Origin of the sequence: Azospirillum sp. TSO5 (assembly GCF_003116065.1) — a bacterium.
Lineage (GTDB): Bacteria > Pseudomonadota > Alphaproteobacteria > Azospirillales > Azospirillaceae > Azospirillum.
The window spans coordinates 1-24,976 of record NZ_LGQY01000106.1 but is presented as its reverse complement, the minus strand read 5'-3'; the positions used below and the strand labels follow the sequence as shown (position 1 = coordinate 24,976).

Below are 24,976 nucleotides of genomic sequence, written 5' to 3'. Positions count from 1 at the left end.
TTTAAGACGATTCGGCCGCACCGGCAACGGTGCGGCCGCCATCAAGCCGCGATCGCCGCCTTCAGCCCTGCTCGAAGCCGGTCAGGACGTTGGCGACATTCACGCCGAGGTCGTCGACGGCATAGCCGCCCTCCATCACGAACAGGGTCGGCAGGCCGATGCCGGCGATGGCCGCGCCCATGCGCAGGAAATCCTCCGACAGCAGCCGGAAGCGGGAGATCGGGTCGCCGCCATAGGTGTCCGCCCCCAGCGACAGCACCAGCGCGTCGGCACCGAAAGCGCGGATGCGCGCCGCCGCGGCGGCCAACGCCTGGGCATAACCGTCCCAATCGGTCCCCCAGGGCAGCGTCAGGTTCAGGTTCGCTCCCTCCCCCGCCCCGGCTCCGGTTTCGTCGGCATGGCCGCAGAAATAGGGGAATTCGTCGGCCGGATCGGCATGGATCGACACGAACAGCACGTCGCCGCGCTCCCAGAAAATCTCCTGCGTGCCATTGCCATGGTGATAGTCGAGGTCCAGCACCGCCACCCGTGCGGCCCCGCCGTCGCGCAGGGACTGCGCCGCAATCGCCGCGTTGTTCAGGAAGCAATAGCCGCCGTAGAAGGCATGGCCGGCATGGTGCCCGGGCGGACGGCATAGCGCGAAGGCGCTGCGATCGCCGGCCCGCAGGCGGTCGACACCGGTCAGCGCGCTGTCGGCGGCGGCGGTGGCGGCCCGCCATGTCCCGGCGGTGATCGGCGTTCCGGCATCGAAGGAGTAGAAGCCGAGTCGCCCGTCGATGGAGCGCGGCACCCGGCGCCGCGACATGCCCGGCGCCACCCAGTTCAGCGGCAGCGCGTCGATGTCGGCACTATGTTCCTTCACCCAGTCGTCCCAAGCGGTCTGCAGAAAACTGAGGTAGCCGGCGTCATGCACCCGTTCCAGCGGTGCTGTGCCGTGACGGGTGGGTTCCATGATCGGGCCCAGCCCCACCGCCTCGATCCGCGCCCGGACGATATCGGCACGGGCCGGCTTTTCGTAACAGGGGACGAGCTGGCCGTCGTTGAGTTCGGACCGGCCGGCCTGCAGCCGATGCTCTTCGCTGTGAATGACGATCACGCCACTGGTTTCCCTGATTGTTCCACCACTGTTCCGCCGCCAGGAGCCGTCCGGGCCGGCGCAGTTCGGATCATCATAGACCCGCAGACGGGACGATGGATGATGCCCTTTTGCATGGCGACCCGGATGCGGGCCATTGCCTTTCGGCCGAACGCACGCAATAGTGTTCATTGCCTACCGCTCGCGTTGTGCGGGTGGTGGATTGGGTTATTGGACATCGATGCTGGCTGCTGCGTGCAGGATATTCGCCCGAATGGTGCCGGGAATGGCGCCGATTTTGTGGGCTTGCGCCGTGTTGGCCGCCGGGCCGACGCGAAATGACCAGCCATTGCCGCTATCGCCTGGAAGCGCCGCAAACTCTTTCGCTTCTCCCCTCGAAGCTGCCTTCTCCGCCCGCGCCGGCGAGTCGCTGCGCCAATTCGGCTATGACCTGTTCGGCCCTGCCGCGGATGCCGCAGGGGCGGACGCAGCCCCCGGCGCCATTCAGGGCGATTACGTGCTGAACACCGGCGACGCCGTGCTGGTGACCCTGCGCGGCCAGAAATCCTTCAGTAAGCGCTTTACCATCGACCGCAACGGGCAGCTGGTGGTGGACGACTTGCGCCCGCTGACCGCCGCCGGCCTGACGCTGGATGCCCTGCGGCGGGACCTTGCCGCTGCCGCTGCCGCCACATGGCCCAGCACCGACGCCTTCGCCTCTCTGGCGGAAGTGCGGCGGATCGGCGTTCTGGTCACCGGCGCGGTCCGCCGGCCGGGCCGGCAGGAGATCAGCGCCTTCGCCACCGTGCTGGACGCGTTGTCCGCGGCCGGTGGGGTGGAGCGTGGCGGCAGCCTGCGCGCCGTGCGGCTGATGCGGGCGGGCGGCAGCGTCACCGTCGACCTCTATGCCCTGCAGATCGCCGGTGCCTCCGGCAATGCGGACATGCCGCTGCGCGACGGCGACCGCCTGTTCGTCCCGCCGCTGGGCGCCACCGTCGCCGTCGCCGGTCCGGTGAAACGGCCGGGGATCTACGAGCTTCCGCCCGGCGGCGGCCCGCTGTCGGCGGCGGAATTGCGCGACCTTGCCGGCGGCTCGCTGCGGCCCGGCCAGGGGCGGCTCCTCCGGTTCGGCATCGGTCCTACCGGCGAGGAGACGACGGAGGAGGTTGCGGACGCCGATGCCAAACGCTTCGGCGACGGCGACCTGCTGCTGCTCGCCCCGCGGCGCGAGGACCGCCGCGGCGAGGTGCGGCTGGAGGGGCATGTCCTGCGTCCCGGCCCGCGCGCCTGGAGCCGGGCGAAGACGCTGCCTGGACTACTGTCACGCACCGATCTGCGCCCCAATCCCTATCTGCCCTTCGCCGCCCTGGAAAGCACCATCCCCGCCACCGGTGCGCGTGAGCTGCGGCCGGTCGCCCTGTCCGCCGTCCTGAATGGCAAGGACCGCCGCGACTTGGCCGAAGGCGACACGCTCTATGTGCTGGGGACCGCGGACGTCGATTTCCTGACCTCGGAGCCGGTGCTGGCCATTCTGCGCGGCGACCGGCAGCCGCCGCAGGATGCCTGCCCCGGGCTGGTCGCGCTCGCCAGGACCCTGGCGGCGGAACCGGCTGGGCCGCTCGCCACCGGACCGCAGGCCCGCGCCGCCGCCACACTAACCGGCGCCCGCACGCCCTGTCCGCCGCTGTTCGCCGCGGTGCCAGACCTGCTGCCGCTGGCCCTGCGCCATTCGATTCTGCGCCTGACCGGCATGCCGCGCCCCGGCTTCTATCCCGTGGCGGATGGCACGGAGAGCGCCGGCGCCCGCGAGACCATCGTCGAGTCGCAAGCGCCGCAGTACGAGCTTATCGGCCATGTCCGTCACCCCGGCACCCGCCGGCTGGCTGCCGGAACCACGCTGCGCAAGGCGCTGGGCGACGGCAAGCTGTTGAGGCGCGATGTCTATCCGTTGCTGGGCATCGTCGAGCGATACGACCGGCGGACCCTGACCCGGCTCTATCTACCCTTTTCTCCGCAGGAGGTTGCCGCCGGGCGGGCGGATCGCGGACTGGCCGACGGCGACCGCATCCACCTGTTCGCCGCCGACGACATCCGCAGCCTGGAAAAGCCCGCCGACGCAGCGAGCGACGACAAGGCGGACGGCGAAAGCGAGCCGGCGATGCTGGCAGCCGTGCTTGATCCCGCCATCGTCGCGGTGATCGGCGAGCGGACGGTCCAGGTGCGCGGTGCGGTACGCGATCCCGGCGGCTACCCGGTCGCCGACCGCACGCCGCTGGAGTCGCTGATCGCCGCGGCCGGCGGGCTGTCCGCCGATGCCGACCCGACGGTGGCGGAACTGACGGCCGTCAATGGCACACGCAACAGCATCGACCTTTCCCGCGACGGCTCCCGATCGGTCAGCCCCGGCGATGCGCTGCGGATCAATCCACGGCCGCAGGCGCTGGAATCGCGTGCCGTGGCCATCGAAGGGGCGGTGCGCCGTCCCGGCCGCTACGACATTGGCCGCGGCGAGACGCTGTCCTCGCTGATCGCGCGGGCCGGCGGCCTGCTGGACGACGCCTATCCCGCCGGGGCGGTGTTGACCCGCGAGAGCGAGCGCCGCCGCGAGAAGGAGCAGTTCCAACGCCAAGCCCGCGAGCTGGAACGGACGCTGGCGCTGGAGGTGGAGAAGGGCGAGCCGGTGAAGGCGGAGAATGTGGCACTGGCCCGCCAACTCGCCGCCCAACTCCGCGGCGCCGAACCGCTCGGCCGCGTGGTGGTCGAGGCGGACCCCGCCGTCCTGCGCGGCCGGCCGGAACTGGACCCGCTGCTGGAGCCCGACGACCGCATCCTGATCCCGAAACGGCCGCTGACCGTGGCGGTCTCGGGCGAAGTGCTGCACCCCACCGCCGCGCAGTTCGTCAGCGGCAAGACGGCGGAGGATTATCTCGGCGAGGCCGGCGGCACCACCCGCGATGCCGACACCGGCCGGAGCTTCCTGGTCCTGCCCGACGGGCGGGCCCGGCCGCTGGCGCTGTCCTCCTGGAATCACCGGGTGGACGCGATTCCGCCGGGTTCGATCCTGGTGGTGCCGCGCGATCCACGCCCCTTCGACGGGCTGGATGCCACCAAGGCGGTCGGCAACATCCTGAGCCAGCTGGCGATCACGGCCGCCTCGATCTCGGTGATCACGCGATGACGGCGCCCGCCCTTCCCCGCCTCGCCATCCTGACCGTGGTCCGCAACGACCGCGCCGGGCTGGCCGACACCCATGACAGCCTGCGCGGTCAACTGGGCCGCGATATTGTCTGGCTGGTGGCCGATGGCGCCTCCACCGACGGAACCGCGGAGTGGCTGACCGCCCATGCCGAGAGTCCCCTCTGGTGGCGGTCGTGCCCCGACTCGGGGCTGTACGACGCGATGAACGACCTGCTCGACGCCGCCCGCCGGCTGGACTGCAGCCATGCCCTGTTTCTGAACGCCGGCGACCGGCTGGCGGCGGCGGACAGCGCGCCCAGCCTGCTGCAGGCCATCGCCCGGCACCCCGGCTGCGCCCTTCTCTACGGCGATGCGCTGGAGCGGCAGGGGGACGGACGTATCCTCCTGAAGCGCGCCCGGTCGCACCGCTGGGCGCCGCTGGGTATGTTCACCCACCATCAAGCCATGATCTACCGGGTTTCCGCTCTGGCAGACCTTCGCTTCGACCCCCGCTATCGGATCGCAGCCGATTACGCCTTCACGCTTGCCGTTCTTGGCCGCGGTGAGGCGGTGCGGCTGCGCTGGCCCGTCTGCCTGTTCGCCCCCGGCGGCCTGTCACAACGCGATGCGGCCGCGGGCCGGCGAGAGCAAGCCGCGATTCGCCGATGCCATTACCGCTGTGGAGCGGCAAGCGCAGCGGCGGTCGCCGCGGCTCAGCGAGTCGCGCTGGCAGTGCGTCATTATTTTCCCTCAGCATACGCGAAATTACGTTTCCGGCGCCCGGAAACATAACGTCTTTTGCATAGATCCTCCCACTTCCACCCGAACGGGCCATTGATACGCACAAATGGTTGCATAGAATTTACTTTCTGAACTAAGCATTCTCGCGGCGCCTTCCCTCCGGCTTTCCCTTCGAGGTACGACTTATGAGCGCGACCAAGACCAAACTCGCCCCCGCCCACACCCTGTCGCGCCGCGGCGAAGGTCCCAACCCCATCGACATCCATGTCGGCGCCCGCCTGCGGCTTCGCCGCACCCTGCTCGGCCTGAGTCAGGAAAAACTGGGCGAAGCGGTCGGGATCACCTTCCAGCAGCTGCAGAAATACGAGCGCGGGTCGAACCGCATCAGCGCCAGCCGCCTTTACAATCTTTCGCAGGTGCTGGGCGTGCCGGTCAGCTACTTCTTCGACGACATGCCGTCGCCTGACCAGATCACCGCCGAGTCCCCTGCCGAGAGCATGAGCGAGACAGACGAATTCGAATCGATGGCGCGCCGCGAAACGCTGGAGCTGGTCCGGGCCTATTACCGGATCGAGGATCCGGGCGTGCGCAAGCGCACCTTCGACCTGCTGAAGGCACTGGGCGGCGACCGCATCGCATTGCTCGAGGAGTAAGGATCGCCCGCCGGTCGCAGGAGCGGTGGATTTTCAGGATAGGTATCGACCGACGGGAAACGGGCTGACGCCTCCGGCGCCTGTGCGGCCGAGCGCATCTTGAACCCGACCTGCCAATAGTAGAACGCGCGTGCCAGCGCGTGATCGAGCCCTGCTGCGCCGTCGAGAAACCCCAGGCGCAGCACATAGGCATGCAGGAAGGCCCAGAGCGGCCGGCCGGGCAGGCGCTGGAACAGCCGCTTCTGCGTCCGCCGGCCCGCGATTCCACGCAGGCGCTTCAAAGAGGCGGGGGCGATGTCCGGCTCGCCGTCGATCAGCCGCTCCATCCGGCCATCCGCGCGCAAGGCAGCCTCCCAGTCGGAATAGCGGTTGTGGCGGTCGAACCAGGCCGAGAGCGGCTTGGCGTCGTTATGGTCCATCGGCTGGCGCAGCCGGCCGGTCGTGCCGGCGACCTGCGGCTGGTAATGCCCCTCCACCTCCCACATGGAGGCGACATCCAGATCGGGCTGTTCGGGAAAACGCACGCGCCGGCGGTCGAGCAGGGCGAGCTTGCGGTTCCAGCAGCCGAACCGCAGCGGCCAGCCACGGACGACCGGCCGGCCGTCGATCCAATAGGCGGCATGGCTGGGTCCATCGGCCGAGGATCCCGCCATCAGGCGGGCGATCTCCTCCACCAATTCCGCCGTCGGCCGTTCATCGGCATCGACAAAAAGAACCCAGTCATGGGCGAAGGGCAGAGTGTCCAGGCACCACTGCTTCTTCTTGGGATAACGGCCGTTCCAGCGGAAAGGAACCAACTGCGCACCGTGGGACAAGGCGATGTCCGGCGTTCCGTCGCCGCTGCCGCTGTCGACCACGAAGCACTCGGCAAAACGGGCGAGCGACGGCAGGCAGACAGGCAGGTTCGCCGCCTCGTCGCGCGTCATCACGACCACAGATACCGGAATGGCTTTCATGGCACCGCCTCAACGCCGATGCCATGGTCCTTCAGCGCATGGCGCGCCGACAGGCCGAAGGCGGCGGCGATCAGCCCGACCAATCCGGCCAGCGGCACCACGACGGCCGGATTGGGCCAGTCCGGCAGCGCGCCGGCGGTCGGCGGCTGGATCAGGTCGGCGGCAAAGGGCAGGTCAACGCCGATCATCATCGCCACCCGCTCCTGGTCGAGCAGCAGGTCGCTCAGGGCCTGCCGGTGCTCCGCCACGGTGACGGCGCCAAGGCGGAGCTTGATGTGGGCGATCTGCGCGGCGCTGCGCCGGGCCGCCTCCGCCCGCAGATGGGCGTCGGTTGCCGCGGCGATCCGCCCCAGAAGATCGACTGCCGTCACCCGGTCGGCGTGACGGAAGGTGATGCGCCGCATCGGCCCCGACCGCAGCATGTCGACCACCAGCCTCTCACGCAGCGCGCGCGCCACGCGGTCGCCGTCCGGCTCCACCCAATCCTCGCGTCCGACCAGCGCCAGCAGCCCCCGCTTCACCATTGGCAGCAGCCCCGGCGGCGATCGCCAGCGCCCCGTTTCCGCATCCCAGCGGTCGGGGAACAGGGCACGCAGGATGTCGGGATCGCGCGCCAGACGCTCGGCGACGGGCCCCGATCCGAACAATTCCAGATAGCGGGCGAAGTCCGACAGCGATTCGTCACCCGCCCCCGGTTCGGCGACGCCGGCGGAATCCCGACCGCTCAACGTCGGCACCCGGGCGCCCATCGCGGCCGATCCGACCCGCGCCGTCGGCCCGATGACCATCGCCGCGGTATAGGCCGGCGTTACCGTCCACAGCCCCGCCACCGCCAGCGCCAGCCCGCCCAGCCAGCCGGCCAGCAGCCAGCGCCACCCCGTCTGCAAGGTACGAACGAAGGCGCGCAGATCGCCCTCCCCGCCCGACCGGGGCAGGACCAGGGTCAGGGCCTCCGGCTGGGGCTGGCGTTGAGTGGGCGTGATGACGCCGTCAGGCATGGGGCAGCGGCCTTCCCATCACCGGCCGGGCAAGCCTGCGCTCCGCCACGAGGCGTTGCGCCAGTCCGGCGAAGGCCGCGGCGGCGCGGTCAGCGGTCCAGGCGGCGGACAGCCGGGCCGCGCGCGCTCCCTCCGCCGCGCACCGGCCGGGATCGGCGGCATAGGCGCGGACCGCATCGGCGATGGCCGGACCGTCGAACGGGTCGATCACCAGACCGCAGCCCTCGACCCGTGCCGCCGCCTCGCTTCCCGCCGGCCCCAGGAACAGGCAGGGCCGCCCCGCCGCCTGCACCCCGGCCAGCTTGCTCGGCACCAGCATCCCCTCCGCCGCCGGGTCCATCGCCACCAGATGCAGATCGGCGGCGGACAGGCACTCCGCCAGCCGCTCGCCCGGCTGCCAGGAAAGCCGCCGCAGGTTGCGCAAGCCTTGGTCGCGCGCGGCCTCTTCCACCGCGGCGAAGCCCCTCCCCTCGCCGACCAGCAGGAAAAGCACGGCGGAATCGCTGTCCTGCAGCCGGGCCGCGGCCTCCAGAACACCTTGCATCGGGTGGGCGAGCCCAAGCGTCCCGGAATAGACCACCACGAAACGGCCGTCGCCCTCCTCCAGGCCCAGCGACTTGCGGAAGTCGTTTTCTTCCTTCGGCAGCGGGCGGATCGCCGGATCGGGCCAATTCGGCAGCAGAGTCATCCGGTCGGCCGGTACACTCGTCGCCAGGATGCGCTCGCGCATGCAGCGCCCGATGGCGACCACCCCGCTATGCCGGCGCAGGGCGCGCGCCATGCCATGGCCGGCCATCCGCCGGAGGATCGCCGGCATCCGCACGCCCAGCACCGGCAGCAGGTCCGGGTACAGATCCTGGCACCAGTGCAGCGACGCCGCCCCATGCCGGGCGGCCAGAACCGGACCGGCCAGCGCCAGCAGCGGCGGATCGGTCATCGTCACCACCAGGTCGTGGCGCGGCAGGCGCAAAGCCCGGCCGGTCAGCCGGCACAGCGAATCGAGATAGGCGCGCGCGTCCGGCCTCTCCCCTGCCGCGACCACGCCGCCGGTGCGGCAAAGCGTGACGCCGGCTGGCGCGCGGCAGTCCGTCCGCGCCCCGTCCGCGACCACCGTCACCCGCCAGCCCGCTGCCGCCATCCGGGCGGAAAGGTCCGACAGGCAACGGCCGGTGGCCCCGCGGTCCGGCGGGAACACCCGGTTGACGAACAGGATGGACGGCGGATCGAACGTCACGGCGCACCGATGCGGGAATTGCACGCGAAAGTATGCAGATCCACTAAGGTGCCGACAACCCTTTCCTGCGCTCCGCCGCCACAAGCATCAGCGACAGGATGACGCCGGTGTCGAGATACTTGAAGCTGGTGTGGAGGCAGAGCGCCATCAGCAGGGGCGGCACCACCGCGAGCGCCAGCGGCGGATCGGTCGCCAGCAGCCGGCACCAGGGCCGGACCAGCGCCGCCAGATAGGCCCCCAGCGCAACCATGCCGAAAAGCCCGGTCTTCAGCAGGCTGTAGCTGGCCAGCGTGTGGGTGTAGCTGACCCGCCAGCCCCCCACCGCCGGGTTGGCGATCCGCGCCCCCCAGCCGTCGCCGAACAACAGAGCCCAGGGCGTGGCGACGGCATGGTCGATCACCGCCGCGGCTTCCTCCCAACGGGCATTGACGCCGGTCAGCCGCGTCTTCTCCGCCGCCTGCTGCCAAGCGCCGACCAGGGCATCGCCGCCGGTCACCGCCAGCAGGCCGACTCCCAGCAGCAGCGGCAAGGCCAGCCACGGTCGGCGCCGCGCCCACCACAGGGCGGTCAGGGCGAGCGACAGCACCGCCAGCCCCAGCGCGGTGCGATGGACCGCGCCGGCGAGCGCGCCAAGGCAAAGCGCACCACCGACGGCACAGGGAACCGCTGCGACCCAGTACCGGATTCGCCCACCCACCGCCACCAGCGACAGCGCGAGCGCCGGCAGCAGCACCGCGGCGAACAGAACCGACGGGGCATTGAGCAGATAGACGCCGCCATCGGCCATCGCCCGCCGGCCGATTGCGCCGAATCCCCAATCCGCCTGCCGCCACCAACGCAAGGCCAGCAGCAACCCGGCCATCGCCAGCCCACCCGCCAACGCGCGTACCGTCCGGTCTCCGCCGCTCCGCAGCGCCGGCACCAGAAGCACGGGAAGGAACAGGAAGACCAGGGGCACGACGTCCCGCAGGATGTCGGCCGCCTCCCACCCCAGCGCAGCCCCGCGCAGCAGCGGCACCCACAGAAGCCAGGTGAACGCGGCGATCGCCACCGGCATCCAGCGCATGTCCGACTGCACGAGGCCCGACTGCCCGACCCCCGACGGCATCCGCAGGGCATGACCGCTCGCCACCGCCAGCGGCCATTTCCAGCCGATGGCGGCCAGGACCAGCAGACCGATGGACAGTTCGACCCCGCGCAAGGCGGGCGGCGCCGGCACGCTGAGGCCGCCATAGAGCAGCAGGGCCGCCGTCATCGACAGCGCGCCGAGACTGCCTGTCGCCACCCTCACGGCCGATCTCCGGAACGCGGGCCTACGGAACTCAGGCCCAGCGCTGCTCGGCGCGGACCAGACGGTAGAACAGCCCTTCCTGCGGACGCAGTCGCAGCGTGCCGGTCAGGGTCAGCGGCTCCCGCGTCGCCGGCAGGGCGATGGCGGTGTGGACATGCATCATGGTCGCCGGTCCGGGATTCTCGCAGGCGGGGCACCCGAGCGGATTGGCGGACAGGATGAAGCGGTTGTGGCTGGCGCCGTCGGTCAGCGGCACCATGAAGCCGCGGACGGTGACCGGCCGGCCATCCAGCGCCGAAACCTTCGTGGGAAATTGCGGATTGCCGGCAAGGCCGCCGAACCGCACCGTGCCCAGATCGCGCCAGATCGCCGTGGTTTCGTCCAGCGGCAGGTGGAAGGGGCCGGCGGGATGGCTCGGCGCATCCGCCGATCCGGCGGCCCAAACGGCCCAGCCGGCGACGGGAGCGAGCGCAAGCGGCAACAGAATCTGGCGCCTGCCGGGCATGGCCGTGCCCAGGGCCGCACCGAAACGGGTGGCGGTGTTCATGGTCGCTTCTCCCCTGCTGCGTTGCTTCGTCACCGGGGCTGCGAAATCGGGGCGCCGTGTGTTGTGGAAGTCTTTTGTCCGGTCGCCAGGGAACAGCTTTGTCCGGTGCGGGGCGACGCCTTCTGCCGGGCGGTCGCCAATTGCGCGAAAGTCTCCGGCAAGCGCGGCCCGCGGTCAATCGGCAATTCGCCGGAACGCAAGCGGAATACAGGCGCGTTAGGACAGGTTTCCCGCGGCGCGCCATCCCGGCGCATTCAAAAAAACGCAATCTGTTTGACGGGGTACGGCACCGCACTCCATAGTCCCAGCACTGGCCGTGCCGCACTGCACACAGTCCCGCGCAAGCCGTTCCGATGACGAGACGAGCCATGGAAACCTTTCGCTTCCAGCCGGGGGAAACCCCGGTCCTGCTCAGCATTCCGCATGTCGGAACGATGATTCCGCCGGACATCGCAGCCACGATGACGCCGGAAGGGCTGGCCCAGCCCGACGTCGACCGCCACCTGGACCGGTTGTACCACTTCGCCCCCGCGCTCGGAATCGGTTTCCTGACGGCACTGTGTTCGCGCTACGTGGTGGATCTGAACCGCGACCCGGACGGCGCCATGGCGCAGCCGGGGCTCGACCCGACCGAAATCTGCCCGCTGACCACCTTCGACCGCAAGCCGATCTATCAGCCGGGGCGGGAGCCCGACCGGGCGGAGATCGACCGGCGGGTCGGCGCCTACTGGCGTCCCTATCACGAACAGCTGCGCAGCGAGCTGCGCGCACTCCGCGACCGATACGGCGTGGCTGTCCTGTTCGATGCCCATTCGGTGCGCAGCCGGGTCCCGCGCTTTTTCGACGGCACCCTGCCCGATTTCAACCTGGGAACCGGCGACGGCAGCAGCACCGCCCAGCCGCTGGTCGTCCGGCTGATGAACGTGCTTTCGGCGTCAGAGCGCTATTCGGCCGCGCTGAACGGCCGGCTGCGTGGCGGCTTCATCATCCGCAGCTATGGCCAGCCGGAAGAGAACATCCACGCCATCCAGCTGGAACTGACCCAGTCCACCTATATGGACGAGGATGCGCCCTATCACTTCCGCCCCAACCTGGCGGCGGAGGTGAAACCGTCGCTGGAGCGGCTGCTGAGCGTCGTTGTAGAATGGGCGTGGCAGAAGGCCAGCGGACAGCGGCGTGCGGCGTTCCTGTAACCCCGCCCTCCTGTAACCCCGCCCACGACTCGGCCGTTCGCCCCTCACCAAAGAGTGGCCCTTCCCCGTCGCCGGGGAAGGGCCGAAGGACGGCCTGATCGGGGATGGATCAGATCTGGCCGCGCTCGCTGGCCTGACGCATCAGGACATATTGGCGCATCATCTGGTTGCGGAAGCGGTAGCGTTCCAGTCCCGGTTCCACCACCGGGGCCAGGATGCCGCCATGGTCTTCCCGCGTCAGACGCTTCAGCAGGTCGAGCGTTGCGGCGCTCGGCAATTCGCCGCTGTCGCCCGCCAGATCGTTGGGATCGAACACGCCATAGGCGTCGGCCGGGCACAGCGCCGCAGCCAGCAGCGCATCCTCCAGTTCGACCCGGCGGTCGGCGGCCAGCGCACGGGCATAGCTTTCGACGATGCCGCGTTCGGCCTCCTGCAGGCAGCGGGCGACGGCATAGCCAAGATCCGGCCGTTCCACCAGCTTGCTGCCGCGGCTGACGGCGCTGCGCGCCGCATGCAGGCCCAGAAGCTGCGCGTAGTACGGCAGGCCGCGCACGAACTCGGCGATTCGCCGCACCACATCGGCGGCGAACTCAATGCCGGCATTCTGCGCACCCGCCTGGATCAGACGGCCGATCTCCTGATCGGTCATCAGCGGCAGATGCACCGGCACCAGGGAGCGCTGGATCGACGGATGCTTGCCCAGCAGCTGGTCCAGATTCTCGGCGACGCCGACCACCAGCAGCGTGACGGGGATAGAGCTGTCGGTCAGGTTCTTGAACAGCTCCGCCAGCTTGTTGCGGAAATCCTCGTCGGTGACGCGGTCATATTCGTCGAGGATCAGCAGCACATGGGTGGCATGGATGCCCGCCAGCACCTCGTTCAGTTCGGTGACGCTGAAGGCGCCCTCCGGCAGCAGCTCGTTGAAGCTGGCGAAGTTGCGCCGCGCCGCGAACGGGTTGTCGAGCGCCGAGCGGTAATAGGTCGAGGGGATCTTCTTCAGGAAGTGCCGGAAGATGTCCTCGAAGCTCAGCTCGCCGCTGCAGGTCAGCTTCAGCGACAGATAGCCCGCCTGCCCGGCGATCTTCTCGATCGCGTTGGCGACGGAGGTCTTTCCGCGGCCGCGGTCGCCATAGAGGATGACGTGCGCCCGCTCCTCCTCGATGGCCGAGATGATGCGGCGCAGCGTGTCGTTGCGGCCGATGAACAGGCCGTTCAGCTGCTGCTTCGGTCGGGTCGGGGTAAAGGCTTCGCGCAGAAGGCCGTTCAGCTCCGGCGTCAGGCCCTTCAGCATCGCCGGCGCGTTGGCGCCGCCATTGGCCCCGAAGCCGCCGCGGTAACCGCCATTGACCGACATGGTGAAGCGCGGCAGGTCGTGCTCGCCGTCGGCATCATGGCCGCCGGGCTGTGGGAACATATGGCCGCGGCGGTCGCCGGTGGCCTCGTTGTCGATGACGTCGGGCAGACGCGGGGCGGCAGGACCGCGCATCGCCTCGAACCCTGCCCGGCCACCGATAGGCCCACCGACAGGATGGCCACCCGCATTCCCATCGACCGGACGCAGATGGAGCCCGCCCGGCCGTCCCGGCGCGTTGGAAAAGCCGCCGGCTCCCGGTCCGTTCATGCCGCCATTCATACCGCCGGCCATGCCGGGTCCGCCCGTCAGCGGACCGGACCCGAGCCCTCCGCCGGTGATGCCGGGACTACCCAGGCCGGCAGCGCCGGCAGCCGGCAGCCGCTCGTCCGCCACGGCAGCCGAGCGACGCTTTCGAAAGAAATTCCGCATCCGTCCCAATCCCCACGCGTTGTCGGCGTTCGCGGAACCGGCCCCCTTTCGGCTTCTCTGCTGGGCCAGGGACGGTTCCGCGTGTTCCCGATGTAAGCGCTGCGCCGGCCGGGGTGGGCTGGGATTTCGGATATAATACCGACGCGGCATCCCCCGTTCGGAGACCTCTTCCGAAGGGCTCCACCGCCCCGCCCTGCCCCGGACCGCATATTGGGCGCTTCGACGGTCATCACCCGATCAGGATCGGTCCAACCGTGGCCCAGCCATAGAGCACCGCCAGGAACAGGGCGAGAGTCACGCACTCACGCAGGAAAGCCAAAACCGACATGCCACCCTCCATTGTTCGCGTCTTGTTCTGATAGAGCTACCAGAACGGACGCGGAACGGCAACTGCGCAGTTCCGTCTATGTTCTCGTTACGGACTCAGGTGTTCCATTCCGGACACAGATCGAACGGACAGGCGGTCAGAAAGTTACGTGTCGAATGCGTGGGTTTAGCGCTTGGAGTTTAACGCTTGGAATTTCAGGCCGGATCGGCGTCGTCGTAGCGGATCAGGTCGGTCCAGGCGCGTTCCAGCCGCCGCAGCGTGCGGTAGGTGGTTTCGAAATCGGCACCGTCGCTGTCGGTGCGCAGCAGACTGTCGGCGCGCATCGCTTCCAGCTTCTTCAGCGCCTCGCAGGTCGCCAGCCCCTGGTCGGACAGCTTGAGCCGGGCGGCCCGGCGGTCGCGCTGGGACGGGCTGCGGTCGACATAGCCCGCCTCCACCAGATGCTTCAGATTGTAGGAGGCGTTGGAGCCCAGGTAATAACCGCGCTCCAGCAGATCGCGGACCGACAGTTCCTCGGTGCCGATGTGCAGCAGCATCAGCGCCTGCGTCGGGCTGAGGTCGGTCACGCCGATGCGGGCCAGTTCCATCCGAAGCACGTCGAGGAAGCGTCGGGTGATGCTTTCCATGACGCGGCCAAGGTCGGTGTAGACCGCGGGGGCCGCCACACTCTGCTGCATGCTCATCATTCCTGTGCCAGTGGCTTGCAAAGCTCCAGTGCTTTGCAAACGCCGTTATCCGGTCGCCGCGGCACTGTCCTGTGCCTGCCGACCGGCGGACCGGGGAAAGGGTGCCGCGACACCCCTTCCCGTCGCCGTTTCTTAATGGCCTGTGACGATGGGCGGATTTTGTAGCGAATTGGAGGGACAAACTTGAGACGCGGGGGTGTTCCGCCCCCGCCGCCGGCAATAACCGGCAGATTACATGGTGCCGGGAAAGGCTCCGCCATCCAGAAGAATGTTCTGCCCAGTCATGAAACCGGACCGGGCGGCACAGAGAAAGGCACAGGCGGCCCCGAATTCCTCCGGATCGCCGAATCGGCCGGACGGGTTCGTCTTGCGGCGCAGATCCATCTCTTCGTCAATGCTGCGGCCAGCGGCCTTGGCGCCACCCTCCATGGTCTTGCGCAGACGGTCGGTCTCGAAGGGGCCGGGCAGCAGGTTGTTGATGGTGACGTTGTGCTTCACCGTCTGCCGCGACAGGCCGGCGACGAAGCCGGTCAGGCCGGTGCGCGCGCCGTTCGACAGACCGAGGATCGGGATCGGCGCCTTCACCGCGGCGGAGGTGATGTTGACGATCCGGCCGAAGCGGCGGGCGATCATGCCGTCCACCGTCGCCTTGATCAGGAAGATCGGCGCCAGCATGTTGGCATCCAGCGCGCGAATCCAGTCGTCGCGGTCCCAATCATGGAAATCGCCCGGCGGCGGACCGCCGGCGTTGTTGACGAGGATGTCGGGTTCCGGGCAAGCGGCCAGAGCGGCGGCCCGCCCCTCTTCCGTCGCGATGTCGCCGGGGGCGGTGGTGACGGTGACGCCGGTGGCCTTGCGGATCTCCTCGGCGGTCGTCTCCAGGGCCTCGGCATTGCGGGCGGTCAGGGTGACGTGAACGCCCTCGTGGGCCAGCGCGAAGGCGCAGGCACGGCCCAGCCCCTTGCTGGCGGCGCAGACGATGGCCCGGCGGCCGGCGATACCCAAATCCATGGTCGTCTCTTCCCTTTTTGAATCAGAGGGTCGTTTTGGAACCGGATCGTTGCGGTTCCGTACGTTGCAGATCCGAAAGGACCTCGCGCGCCAGCGGCACGGTCACGCCACGATGGGCCGCCAGCGACGCATGGTCCAGCGCCGCCACCAGACGGCGGGCGAAATCCAACGATCGTTCCATCCGCGCCAGCAGATAGGTGATGACCTCCATCCCCGGCCGCAGCTGACGGTCGGCGAAAAGCTTGACCAGCACCGCGGCCAGCAGCGCGTCGTCGGGCGGCCGAACCTCCACCGCCGGTGCGCCCTTGATGCGCGAGCGCAGGTCGGGCAGCCGGGTGCGCCAGCGCGACGGCGCCTTGCGCGACAGCAGAAGCAGATGGCCCTGCTGTTCACGGGCGAGATTGTAGAGGTGGAACAGCGCCTCTTCCCGCTCGGGCTTGCCGGCGACCATGTCGGCATCCTCGACGACCACGGCGTTGGCGGGAGCCAGCAGGGACGGCACCACGCCCGAATCGAGAGCATCGCCGCGGGTCACCACCGCGTGGCTGCGGGCACGCCAGACCTGGGACAGATGGGTCTTGCCGCAACCGGCCGGGCCGAACAGGGTCAGCGCCGGGGCCGGCCAGGACGGCCAGCGGTCCAGCCACGCCACGGCGTCGGCGTTGCTGGACGCCACGAGGAAATCCTCGCAGCCCATCGCCGTCCGGTGCCCGAGGTCGAGCGGTATCTGCGCCGGCAAGCTCATGCGGACACACCCATCAGCGTTCCGCGTCAGTGCCGCGGTAGTACGGGCTTGAGAGATACTGTCGCAATGCGAAGCGGGTCAACACGCCGATCACCGCGGCCACCGGCACCGCCAGCAGCACGCCGACGAAACCGAACAGGCTGCCGCCGGCCAGCAGGGCGAACATCACCCAGACCGCATGCAGCCCGACCTTGTCGCCCACCAGCTTCGGCGTCAGGACGTTGCCTTCCACCGCCTGCCCGAACAGGAAAATGCCGACCACGATGGCGACGCGCCAGAACTCGTCGAACTGCAGCAGGGCAAGGCCGGTGCTGGCGACGAAGCCGAACAGGCTGCCGACATAGGGAATGAAGGACAGCAGACCGGCGACCAGACCGATCACCAGTCCAAAATCCAGCCCGGCCGCCGACAGCGCCAGCGCATAGAAGACACCCAGAACGACGCAGACCATCGCCTGCCCGCGCACGAATCCGGACAGGGTGACGTTCACCTCGCGCGCCTGCTCGCGCACCGTCTCGGCATGCTGGCGCGGCAGCCACGAATCGACCTTCCCCACCATCAGGTCCCAGTCGCGCATCATGTAGAAGGCGACGATGGGCGTGATGAACATCAGGGTCACGATGTCGAACAGCGCCAGCCCGCCCGACAGGATGCGGGTGACGACCCGGCCGACCAGCCCCGCCACCTCCCCGGCATAGGTGCCGGCGGCGGCGCGCAGCCGCTCGACATCGTCGGCGGGCAGGCGGTGGATGAAGCGGTCGAGCGCCGGGATCAGCCGCTCCTTCACCAGCGTCGCATAGGTCGGCAGCACCTCCAGCAGGTGGGAGACCTGCCCCTGCACCAGCGGCAGCAGCAGCAGCGCCACCAGCACCATGACCAGGACGAATCCCAGCAACACCAGCGTGGTGCCGAGCCAGCGCGGCAGCCCCGCCGCCTCCAGCCGGTCGACCGCCGGGTCGAGCAGATAGGCGATGGCCAGCCCGACCACGAAGGGCAGCAGCATGTCCGACAGCAGCCACAGCGCCAGGACGAACAGCCCCAGCCCGATCAGCCAGAAGCGGAGCTGCTTGGCCGCCGTCACGGAACGCCGCCGAGCCGGTTGAACAGCAAGGCGCCGCGCCGCGCGTACAGCAGACCCGACAGCACCGTCGTCACCGTACAGGCGTACACCAGCACATCGACCAGCGCCCAGCCGTACAGGTGGATGTCCGGCAGTCCCAGCGCCGGCGGCGCCAGAATCGCCGCGGCCAGCGCGATCTGCACCACCGTGTTCACCTTGCTGATGTAGAGCGGCTGCATCGCCAGCGTCTCCTTCAGCGTGAACAGCAGGATGACGCCGCCGATGATCATGATGTCGCGGAACACCACCATCATCGCCAGCCACAGCGGGATCGCGCCGACCCAGGCCAGCGCCACATACACGCCGACGATCAGCGCCTTGTCGGCCAGCGGATCGAGATAACCGCCCAGCACCGTACGCGCGCGGAACATGCGGGCGATGGCGCCGTCCAGCGCATCGGACAGACCGGCGGCGACGAACAGGGCGAAGGCCCACTCCATGTTGCCGGTCAGGATCATGTACATCGCGGCCGGAACCGCCACGATGCGCAGGAACGTGATGATGTTGGGAACGCTCACGGCTGGCTCTTGGCCGGCAGCGTGCCCAGGTTGCGCGGCGGCGCGCCCATTGCGGCCGGAGCACCGGCGCCCATATTGCCGGCGCCCATTGGGGCCGACGGCGCCAGCGAGGTTGGCGACGCCATCGGCGAGGCCGCGGAAGGAACCGCACCGGCCGACGCCGCACCCGACCCGCGCGGCAGCAGGGTCAGCTGCCAGTCGGCCGACTGCACCGGCAGCGGCGCCCCCGGATAGGCCGGCGGATAGCCGGCGGACTGGGCGACGGGCTGGGCGGCCGACCGCGCGAATCCGAGATCCTGGCGGGCGAGCGCCTGGGCCAGCTGTTCGGGATCTCCGCGATAGGTCAGGGTGATGAGCGCCTCGTTGCGGCTGATCGTCATCAGGCTGGTGCGGCTCACCGCGGGAACGGCGGAAAGACGCTTGCGCGTCTCGACCCAATCATTCACCGCGGTCAGCGGCACGCTGACGATGGTGTTCTGCTCCGGCCCGGTGGCGGTGGTGTGCTCGCGCCGCCACGAATCGTCGATCTGGGTGCCGACCGCCGCGACCGCACGGTTCATCAGTTCGCCGGCACTGCCGCCGCCCTTCACCTGGACCGTCTGATTCTCGCGGTTGCCGTCCAGCCCAAAGCGGGTGACGTCCACCGTCAGGCCGCGCGCCGGGTCAGGACCGTTCGCCGGCATGTCGGTGCGGGCGACCACGACTCCGCCGGCCTTGTAGGCCTGAGCGATGCGGGCGAGCGCCTCCGAGTTGCCGGCGATGGCGTCCTCGCCGCTGATCGCCTGGGCGTCGGACAGCTCGCCGTCCGGCACCACCAGCGGCACCAGCGAGGCGGCGGGCTGCCGCGCCTCCCAAGCCGCGCGCCAGGGGGTGCGGTCCTGCCATAGGATGACGCGGCCATCGCTCTGGGTCACCGGCAGGATGACGAAGGGGCGCGACGGCGGCTCGACATACTGGGTGGCGCCGCCGCTCTGGCCGAGCGCGTCGCGCACCGCGTTGGGACGGAAGCGCACGGTGATGGCGCCGACATAGCGGGTGGCCGACACCTTCTCCTCGTCGATCTCGAAGCCCTGGACCATCCTGGCAATCTGGTTGTCCGAAAGGCGCGGCGGATTGCCGCCGCCGGGCACCAGACGACCGTACAGCTCAGCCCAGGCCTTGGCCTGCGCCTCGCGGATCGCCTGATCGCGGATGGTGGTCGGATTTCCGCCGCTGATGTCGACCTGCACGCCGGACACGGCGAAGGGATCGGCGGCGGACGAGACGGCGGCCGGCGGCGGGGAACCGGTCTGCGCCCCGGCCGGCCCGGTCATGGTCAGGACCAGAGCGGTGGACATGGCAGCAAGACCGGCGAGGAGCGGCGCGCGGCGGCGGTGGAGCATTGCAAAGCCTTCCGATTCGAGTATGTTCGGCCCGAGCCCAAGGCCCGGTATATAGCTCAGCCCAAGCGAGGATACCATCAGCACCCAGTCCTATAACATGTCCGACGCCTACAAGCAGGCCGGTGTGGACATCGATGCGGGCAACGCGCTTGTCGAAGCGATCAAGCCCCTTGCCCGCTCCACCGCGCGTTCAGGCTCCGACGCGGGCCTGGGCGGTTTCGGCGCGCTGTTCGATCTGCGCGCCGCCGGCTACCAGGATCCGCTTCTGGTCGCGACGACCGACGGCGTCGGCACCAAGCTGAAGGTGGCGATTCTCGCCAACCGTCACGACACGGTCGGCATCGACCTCGTCGCCATGTGCGTCAACGATCTGGTCGTGCAGGGCGCCGAGCCGCTGCTGTTCCTGGATTACTACGCCACCGGCAAGCTCGACGTGGCCGCCGGCCGCGACATCGTTGCCGGCATCGCCGAAGGCTGCCGTCAGGCCGGCTGCGCCCTGGTCGGCGGCGAGACCGCCGAGATGCCGGGCATGTATTCGGAAGGCGATTACGACCTCGCAGGTTTCTCCGTCGGTGCTGTGGAACGCCAGCATGCCCTGACCGGTTCCACCGTGCAGGCGGGTGACGTGGTCCTCGGCCTCGCCTCCACCGGTGTGCATTCCAACGGCTATTCGCTGGTTCGCAAGCTGGTTGAGAAGTCGGGCCTCGGCTACGATTCCGCCTGCCCGTGGGACGAGTCGAAGACTCTGGGCGAGGCGCTGCTGACCCCGACCCGCATCTATGTGAAGAGCACGCTGAAGGCGGTGCGCGCCGGCACGGTCCGTGCCATGGCCCACATCACCGGTGGTGGCCTGATCGAGAACATTCCGCGCGTCCTGCCGGACGGGCTGGGTGTGGAGCTCGACGCCTCGACCTGGACCCTGCCCCCCGTCTTCTCCTGGCTGATGAAGACCGGCGGCATCGTTCCCTACGAGATGGCCCGTACCTTCAACGTCGGCCTCGGCATGGTCGTCGTGGTTCCCGCCGACAAGGCGCAGGAGGCCATCGACATCCTCAGCGAGGGCGGCGAGACGGTCTACACCGTCGGCACCGTCACCGCGCTGAAGGACGGCGACGCCCGCGTGACCGTCAATGGCATGGACGCGGCCTGGACCGCGTAAGGGACGCCTAAGGATCCTTGGTGATGAGCAAGTTGAAGCTCGGCGTCCTGATCTCGGGGCGCGGCAGCAATCTGCAGGCGTTGATCGACGCCTGCGCCGCGTCCGATTTCCCGGCTGAGATCGCGCTGGTCCTGTCCAACAAGGCCGATGCCTTCGGTCTGGAGCGGGCGGCCAAGGCCGGCATCGCCACCGCGGTGGTCAGCCACCGCGACTATCCCGGCGACAAGCCGGCCTTCGAGGCGGCGATGGACGCCACCCTGCGCGAGTCGGGTGTCGAGCTGGTCTGCCTGGCCGGCTTCATGCGCCTGCTGTCGCCCTGGTTCGTCGGGCAGTGGCACAACGCGCTCATCAACATCCACCCGTCCCTGCTGCCCTCCTTCAAGGGGCTGGACACCCATCAGCGGGCGCTGGACACCGGCGTCCGCTTCCATGGCTGCACCGTGCATTATGTGCGGCCGGAGATGGACGAGGGTCCAATCATCGCCCAGGCCGCCGTTCCGGTCCTTCCCGGCGACGACGCCCACAGCCTAGCCGACCGCGTGCTGGAATCGGAGCATCGCCTCTATCCGCACGCCGTCCGTCTGATCGCCGAGGGCCGCGCCCGAGTCGACGGCGATCTGGTGCGGATCGGCGGCCCGGTTCCCGAGCTTGCGGCCATGGTGAACCCGCCGCTGTAAGCGCGCTGTTCCTTCCGATCATCCCTCTTCCGGCATAGTTGACGGTTCCGCTCGGAATCTGTTGCGTTTCCGTGCGTCCGCGTCAAAAATTGCGGGCAAAAGAAACTATTGGAGGGTTGATCGATATGGCGGCCGTCAGTCCGAACCCGGTCAGTGAAGAGACCGTCCGCGCACATCAGGCGAACTGGATCGCCTTCACCAAATTCATGAAGCTCAGCATCGCCGGAGTCATCGCGGTGCTGGTGCTGCTGGCGATCTTTACGCTGTAGGTCAGCGTCGCGGCAGATTGCCCCCTCCCCATCCCTCCCCCGCTTCACGGGAGAGGGGGTAGGAGCTTTGCGAGTTTATCGTTTTGCAAGCTAGCGGCGGAGTTCCCTCTCCCGCGAAGCGGGGGAGGGTTAGGGAGGGGGCGTAGGACGCCGCCCCCTCCCCCCAATTTCACCCCGCCAGCATCTCCAGCGCCTTCTGCAGCTTGTCGCGGGCCTGATCGGCGGCCTCGCGGCGGTCACGCTGCTCCTCGATGACCTCTTCCGGGGCCTTGGCGACGAACTGCTCGTTCGACAGCTTGGCGTCGATCTTCTTGATCTCACCGGTCAGCTTGTCGATCTCCTTGGACAGGCGCGCCTTCTCCTTGTCGAGATCGACGATGCCTTCCAGCGGCAGCACCAGCGTGGTCTCGTCCAGCACCGCCTGAACGCTGCTCTTCGGCACGTCGCCCTGCAGTTGCTCGACGCTCGACAGGCGGGCCATGCGCAGGATCAGGTCGCGGTGAGTGTCCAGCCGCTTCAGGCTGACCGCGTTCGCATCCTTCAGCTTCAACTCGATCTGCGCCGCGGGCGGGACGTTCATCTCCGACCGCATGGAGCGAACCGAGGAGATCAGCCGCACCACCCAATCCATCTCGTCGCGCGACGCCGGATCGATGACGTCGGCGGCGAACTCCGGCCATTCCGCCGAAATCAGGCGGTTGGCGCGGGCCGGCGACAGCTGTTCCCACAGCTCTTCGGTGATGAAGGGCATCAGCGGGTGCAGGATGTGCAGGATCTGGTCCAACACCCAGGCGGTGGTCGCCCGAGTCTCGGCCTTCGCCGCCTCGTCCGTGCCAGCCAGGATCGGCTTGGTGAACTCCATGTACCAGTCGCAGAAAGTGCCCCAGGTGAACTGGTAGGCGGCACCGGCGGCCTCGTTGAACTTGTAGGCGTCGATCGACTCGGCGACCTTCTTCGCCGCATCGGCAAGCGCGCCGACGATCCAGCGGTTGACCGTCTGCGTCAGCCCGACCGGCCGATAGCCGGCGACCGGCTCGCAGCCGTTCATCTGGCAATAGCGGGCGGCGTTCCACAGCTTGGTGGCGAAGTTGCGGTAGCCCTCGACCCGGTTCACCGCCAGCTTGATGTCGCGGCCCTGCGCCGCCATCGCCGACAGGGTGAAGCGCAACGCGTCGGTCCCGTACTGGTCGATGATCTCCAGCGGATCGATGACGTTGCCCTTCGACTTCGACATCTTCTGGCCCTTCTCGTCGCGGACAAGGGCGTGGATGTAGACGGTGCGGAAGGGCACGTCCTTCATGAAGTGCAGCCCCATCATCATCATCCGGGCGACCCAGAAGAAGATGATGTCGAAGCCGGTGACCAGCACGTCGGTCGGGTAATAGCGGTCCAGCTCCGGCGTCTGGTCGGGCCAGCCCAGCGTCGAGAACGGCCACAGCGCCGACGAGAACCAGGTGTCGAGCACGTCGGCATCGCGGGTCAGCTCGACGTCCTGGCCGTAATGCGTCTTGGCCGCGGTGCGGGCCTCCTCCTCCGTCTCCTCGACGAAGAAGGTGCCGTCCGGACCGTACCAGGCCGGAATCTGATGGCCCCACCAGATCTGGCGGCTGATGCACCAGGGCTGAATGTTGCGCATCCATTCGAAATAGGTGTTCTCCCACTGCTTGGGCACGAACACCGTCTTGCCGGTCTCCACCGCCTCGATCGCCGGCTTGGCCAGAGTCGCGGCATCGACATACCACTGGTCGGTCAGCCACGGCTCGATGGCGACGCCGGAGCGGTCGCCGTGCGGGACCATGTGGGTGTGCGGCTCGATCTTCTCCAGAAGCTCCAGCGCTTCCAGCTCGGCGACGATCCGCTTGCGCGCCTCGTAGCGATCCAGCCCGCGATAGGCCTCGGGAACGTTGTCGTTCAGCCGGGCATCGCGATCCATGATGTTGATCTGTTCGAGCCCGCAGCGCTTGCCGACCTCGAAGTCGTTGAAGTCATGGGCCGGCGTGATCTTCACCGCGCCCGAGCCGGTCCCCGGATCGGCATACTCGTCGCCGACGATCGGGATCAGGCGGCCGACCAGCGGCAGGCGGACCATCTTGCCGATCAGGTCCTTGTAGCGCTCATCCTCCGGGTGCACCGCGACGCCGGTATCGCCCAGCATGGTCTCCGGACGGGTGGTGGCGACCACGATGAAGCGACCTTCCTCCCCGTCGATGGGATAGCGGAAGTGCCAGAGGTTGCCCTTGATCTCCTTCTGCTCGACCTCGAGGTCCGAGATCGCGGTGTGCAGCTTCGGGTCCCAGTTGACCAGCCGCTTGTCCTTGTAGATCAGGCCCTGGCGGTGCAGTTCGACGAACACCTTGCGAACGGCGCGGCTCAGCCCCTCGTCCATGGTGAAGCGCTCGCGCGGCCAGTCCGGCGAGGCGCCCAGGCGGCGCAGCTGGCGGGTGATGGTGCCGCCCGATTCGGCCTTCCATTCCCAAACCTTGTCGATGAAGGCGTCACGGCCGAAATCGTGACGGGTCTTGCCGTCCTTCGCGAGGTTGCGCTCCACCACCATCTGGGTGGCGATGCCGGCATGGTCGGTTCCCGGCTGCCACAGGGCGTCGCGGCCGCGCATGCGGTTGTAGCGGGTCAGCACGTCCTGGATGGTGAAGGTCAGCGCATGGCCCATGTGCAGGCTGCCGGTGACGTTCGGCGGCGGCATCATGATGGTGTAGGGCTTGCCGTTCCCCTGCGGCTGGGCGGCAAAGGCGCCCGACTCTTCCCACAGGCGGTAGTGCTTCTCCTCGACCTCGGCGGGCCGGTACGTCTTTTCCAACATCACCACGAACTTTCGCTAGAAACGTCTCAACCGGGGCTTAAAAAAAGACAGGATCAGAACTTCTGCGACCGCCGGATCATGCGGTCGATCTCCTGCTGGACCAGCCGCTCGACCACCGTCGGCAGATTCTCGTCCAGCCATTCCTTCAGCAGCGGCTTCAGCAGCTCGCGCACGACCTCTTCAACCGTGCGGATGCCGATGGGCATCGGGCCGATGGACAGGTCGTCGCCCAACTCGCGCGCCAGATGGGTCAGGTGGTGCGAGGCATCCTCCGCCGTCCGGCGGGAGATCAGCCCGTCATCCGGATCGACCGCGCGGCGGCGCGGACGCGGCGGGGGCGGCGGCTCGTCATCCTCGAACTCGTCGAACACCGGCGCCGGTCGCCGGGCGGCGGGGCGCGGCGGCGGCATCGGCTCGGGCTCCGGCTCGTCCCAGCGGGGCGGCGGAGGCGGAGGCGGCGACGGTTCCGGAAAAGCCGGTTCCTCCGGCCACGGATCGGGGTCCGTCTGGCCGAAGTCGGGCCGCTCGTCCGGCTCGTCCTCCACCATCTGGGTCAGTTCCAGGACGTCGTCGTCCTCGTCCACCGGCGGGGGTGGCGGGGGCGGCGGAGGGGGT

22 protein-coding genes are annotated in these 24,976 nt (G+C 68.8%); 7 read left to right on the top strand and 15 right to left on the bottom strand.

Annotation, left to right across the window (positions count from 1 at the left end; all coding sequences use genetic code 11):
* Positions 1-61: 61 nt before the first annotated feature.
* Positions 62-1,096, bottom strand: a complete 1,035-nt coding sequence (locus tag TSO5_RS24155; protein ID WP_109154012.1) for a histone deacetylase family protein — start codon at positions 1,094-1,096, stop codon at positions 62-64.
* A 328-nt stretch (positions 1,097-1,424) separates the two neighbouring features.
* Between TSO5_RS24155 and TSO5_RS24150 the strand changes: the two genes are divergently transcribed.
* The 3 genes from TSO5_RS24150 (at position 1,425) to TSO5_RS24140 (ending at position 5,646) form a co-directional block, all read left to right on the top strand.
* A complete protein-coding gene (locus TSO5_RS24150) occupies positions 1,425-4,253 on the top strand; it encodes an SLBB domain-containing protein (RefSeq protein WP_247870943.1) in 2,829 nt (942 codons plus the stop codon).
* Positions 4,250-5,044 (top strand): colanic acid biosynthesis glycosyl transferase, encoded by a 795-nt coding sequence (locus TSO5_RS24145; protein ID WP_109154010.1) that lies wholly within the window; start codon positions 4,250-4,252, stop codon positions 5,042-5,044. Before TSO5_RS24150 ends, TSO5_RS24145 begins: the two co-directional genes overlap by 4 nt.
* A 134-nt stretch (positions 5,045-5,178) precedes the next feature.
* Positions 5,179-5,646, top strand: coding sequence for a helix-turn-helix transcriptional regulator (locus TSO5_RS24140; RefSeq protein ID WP_085089280.1), 468 nt, complete (start codon positions 5,179-5,181; stop codon positions 5,644-5,646).
* Here the strand turns inward: TSO5_RS24140 and TSO5_RS24135 are convergent.
* From TSO5_RS24135 to TSO5_RS24115, 5 genes are read right to left on the bottom strand one after another with little or no spacing between them, the layout of a single operon-like run.
* Positions 5,556-6,602 carry a glycosyltransferase family 2 protein gene (locus tag TSO5_RS24135; protein ID WP_109154009.1) on the bottom strand — a complete coding sequence of 349 codons (1,047 nt, stop codon included), beginning with the start codon at positions 6,600-6,602 and terminating at the stop codon, positions 5,556-5,558. The genes TSO5_RS24140 and TSO5_RS24135 overlap by 91 nt on opposite strands.
* On the bottom strand, positions 6,599-7,600 hold the full coding sequence (locus TSO5_RS24130) for a hypothetical protein (protein WP_109154008.1): 1,002 nt from the start codon (positions 7,598-7,600) through the stop codon (positions 6,599-6,601). The genes TSO5_RS24135 and TSO5_RS24130 overlap by 4 nt, the downstream gene beginning before the upstream one ends.
* Positions 7,593-8,834 (bottom strand): glycosyltransferase family 4 protein, encoded by a 1,242-nt coding sequence (locus tag TSO5_RS24125; protein WP_247870942.1) that lies wholly within the window; start codon positions 8,832-8,834, stop codon positions 7,593-7,595. Before TSO5_RS24125 ends, TSO5_RS24130 begins: the two co-directional genes overlap by 8 nt.
* 43 nt (positions 8,835-8,877) lie before the next feature.
* Positions 8,878-10,125, bottom strand: a complete 1,248-nt coding sequence (locus tag TSO5_RS24120) for a hypothetical protein (RefSeq protein WP_247870941.1) — start codon at positions 10,123-10,125, stop codon at positions 8,878-8,880.
* A 31-nt stretch (positions 10,126-10,156) separates the two neighbouring features.
* Positions 10,157-10,672 (bottom strand): hypothetical protein, encoded by a 516-nt coding sequence (locus TSO5_RS24115; RefSeq protein ID WP_109154006.1) that lies wholly within the window; start codon positions 10,670-10,672, stop codon positions 10,157-10,159.
* Between the two features lie 368 nt (positions 10,673-11,040).
* Between TSO5_RS24115 and hutG the strand changes: the two genes are divergently transcribed.
* Positions 11,041-11,865 (top strand): N-formylglutamate deformylase, encoded by an 825-nt coding sequence (hutG, locus tag TSO5_RS24110; protein WP_109154005.1) that lies wholly within the window; start codon positions 11,041-11,043, stop codon positions 11,863-11,865.
* Positions 11,866-11,974: 109 nt separating this feature from the next.
* On the opposite strand, the gene TSO5_RS24105 is transcribed toward hutG, so the two are convergent.
* The 7 genes from TSO5_RS24105 to TSO5_RS24075 form a co-directional block, all read right to left on the bottom strand.
* The gene (locus tag TSO5_RS24105; protein WP_247870940.1) at positions 11,975-13,648 is read right to left on the bottom strand and encodes an ATP-binding protein; all 1,674 of its coding nucleotides are present in this window, start codon (positions 13,646-13,648) and stop codon (positions 11,975-11,977) included.
* A gap of 522 nt (positions 13,649-14,170) precedes the next feature.
* The gene (locus tag TSO5_RS24100) at positions 14,171-14,653 is read right to left on the bottom strand and encodes a MarR family transcriptional regulator (protein WP_246194136.1); all 483 of its coding nucleotides are present in this window, start codon (positions 14,651-14,653) and stop codon (positions 14,171-14,173) included.
* A 240-nt stretch (positions 14,654-14,893) separates the two neighbouring features.
* Complete coding sequence (locus TSO5_RS24095; protein ID WP_109154004.1) at positions 14,894-15,673, bottom strand: SDR family oxidoreductase; 780 nt, start codon at positions 15,671-15,673, stop codon at positions 14,894-14,896.
* A 22-nt stretch (positions 15,674-15,695) separates the two neighbouring features.
* Positions 15,696-16,418: a DnaA/Hda family protein gene (locus tag TSO5_RS24090; protein ID WP_109154003.1), complete on the bottom strand. Its 723-nt coding sequence runs from the start codon at positions 16,416-16,418 to the stop codon at positions 15,696-15,698.
* A gap of 13 nt (positions 16,419-16,431) precedes the next feature.
* The gene (locus TSO5_RS24085) at positions 16,432-17,499 is read right to left on the bottom strand and encodes an AI-2E family transporter (protein ID WP_109154002.1); all 1,068 of its coding nucleotides are present in this window, start codon (positions 17,497-17,499) and stop codon (positions 16,432-16,434) included.
* Complete coding sequence (locus TSO5_RS24080; RefSeq protein ID WP_109154001.1) at positions 17,496-18,056, bottom strand: CDP-alcohol phosphatidyltransferase family protein; 561 nt, start codon at positions 18,054-18,056, stop codon at positions 17,496-17,498. The genes TSO5_RS24085 and TSO5_RS24080 overlap by 4 nt, the downstream gene beginning before the upstream one ends.
* Positions 18,053-19,393 carry a DUF2066 domain-containing protein gene (locus TSO5_RS24075; RefSeq protein WP_247870939.1) on the bottom strand — a complete coding sequence of 447 codons (1,341 nt, stop codon included), beginning with the start codon at positions 19,391-19,393 and terminating at the stop codon, positions 18,053-18,055. The genes TSO5_RS24080 and TSO5_RS24075 overlap by 4 nt, the downstream gene beginning before the upstream one ends.
* 142 nt (positions 19,394-19,535) lie before the next feature.
* Here TSO5_RS24075 and purM point away from each other — a divergent pair, with 142 nt between their 5' ends.
* The 3 genes from purM to TSO5_RS32790 all read left to right on the top strand — a co-directional run bounded on the left by purM (position 19,536) and on the right by TSO5_RS32790 (position 21,543).
* Positions 19,536-20,597, top strand: coding sequence for a phosphoribosylformylglycinamidine cyclo-ligase (gene purM, locus TSO5_RS24070; protein ID WP_109153999.1), 1,062 nt, complete (start codon positions 19,536-19,538; stop codon positions 20,595-20,597).
* A gap of 23 nt (positions 20,598-20,620) precedes the next feature.
* Positions 20,621-21,274 carry a phosphoribosylglycinamide formyltransferase gene (purN, locus tag TSO5_RS24065; RefSeq protein ID WP_109153998.1) on the top strand — a complete coding sequence of 218 codons (654 nt, stop codon included), beginning with the start codon at positions 20,621-20,623 and terminating at the stop codon, positions 21,272-21,274.
* A gap of 125 nt (positions 21,275-21,399) precedes the next feature.
* The gene (locus TSO5_RS32790; RefSeq protein ID WP_158282093.1) at positions 21,400-21,543 is read left to right on the top strand and encodes a hypothetical protein; all 144 of its coding nucleotides are present in this window, start codon (positions 21,400-21,402) and stop codon (positions 21,541-21,543) included.
* A gap of 169 nt (positions 21,544-21,712) precedes the next feature.
* On the opposite strand, the gene TSO5_RS24060 is transcribed toward TSO5_RS32790, so the two are convergent.
* Complete coding sequence (locus TSO5_RS24060; protein ID WP_199231000.1) at positions 21,713-24,361, bottom strand: valine--tRNA ligase; 2,649 nt, start codon at positions 24,359-24,361, stop codon at positions 21,713-21,715.
* A 53-nt stretch (positions 24,362-24,414) separates the two neighbouring features.
* The coding region (locus TSO5_RS24055) for a DUF2497 domain-containing protein (RefSeq protein ID WP_109154019.1) at positions 24,415-24,976 on the bottom strand (562 nt) is incomplete at its 5' end.

What these genes read in the sequence shown, in the direction of transcription:
- hutG (WP_109154005.1), top strand. Translation starts at nt 11,041, where the DNA reads ATGGAAACCTTTCGCTTCCAGCCGGGGGAAACCCCGGTCCTGCTCAGC.
- purM (WP_109153999.1), top strand. Translation starts at nt 19,536, where the DNA reads ATGTCCGACGCCTACAAGCAGGCCGGTGTGGACATCGATGCGGGCAAC.
- TSO5_RS24115 (WP_109154006.1), bottom strand. Translation starts at nt 10,672, where the DNA reads ATGAACACCGCCACCCGTTTCGGTGCGGCCCTGGGCACGGCCATGCCC.
- TSO5_RS24095 (WP_109154004.1), bottom strand. Translation starts at nt 15,673, where the DNA reads ATGGATTTGGGTATCGCCGGCCGCCGGGCCATCGTCTGCGCCGCCAGC.
- TSO5_RS24075 (WP_247870939.1), bottom strand. Translation starts at nt 19,393, where the DNA reads ATGTCCACCGCTCTGGTCCTGACCATGACCGGGCCGGCCGGGGCGCAG.
- TSO5_RS24105 (WP_247870940.1), bottom strand. Translation starts at nt 13,648, where the DNA reads ATGCGGAATTTCTTTCGAAAGCGTCGCTCGGCTGCCGTGGCGGACGAG.
- TSO5_RS32790 (WP_158282093.1), top strand. Translation starts at nt 21,400, where the DNA reads ATGGCGGCCGTCAGTCCGAACCCGGTCAGTGAAGAGACCGTCCGCGCA.
- TSO5_RS24145 (WP_109154010.1), top strand. Translation starts at nt 4,250, where the DNA reads ATGACGGCGCCCGCCCTTCCCCGCCTCGCCATCCTGACCGTGGTCCGC.
- TSO5_RS24060 (WP_199231000.1), bottom strand. Translation starts at nt 24,361, where the DNA reads ATGTTGGAAAAGACGTACCGGCCCGCCGAGGTCGAGGAGAAGCACTAC.
- purN (WP_109153998.1), top strand. Translation starts at nt 20,621, where the DNA reads ATGAGCAAGTTGAAGCTCGGCGTCCTGATCTCGGGGCGCGGCAGCAAT.
- TSO5_RS24100 (WP_246194136.1), bottom strand. Translation starts at nt 14,653, where the DNA reads ATGCAGCAGAGTGTGGCGGCCCCCGCGGTCTACACCGACCTTGGCCGC.
- TSO5_RS24130 (WP_109154008.1), bottom strand. Translation starts at nt 7,600, where the DNA reads ATGCCTGACGGCGTCATCACGCCCACTCAACGCCAGCCCCAGCCGGAG.
- TSO5_RS24090 (WP_109154003.1), bottom strand. Translation starts at nt 16,418, where the DNA reads ATGAGCTTGCCGGCGCAGATACCGCTCGACCTCGGGCACCGGACGGCG.
- TSO5_RS24140 (WP_085089280.1), top strand. Translation starts at nt 5,179, where the DNA reads ATGAGCGCGACCAAGACCAAACTCGCCCCCGCCCACACCCTGTCGCGC.
- TSO5_RS24135 (WP_109154009.1), bottom strand. Translation starts at nt 6,602, where the DNA reads ATGAAAGCCATTCCGGTATCTGTGGTCGTGATGACGCGCGACGAGGCG.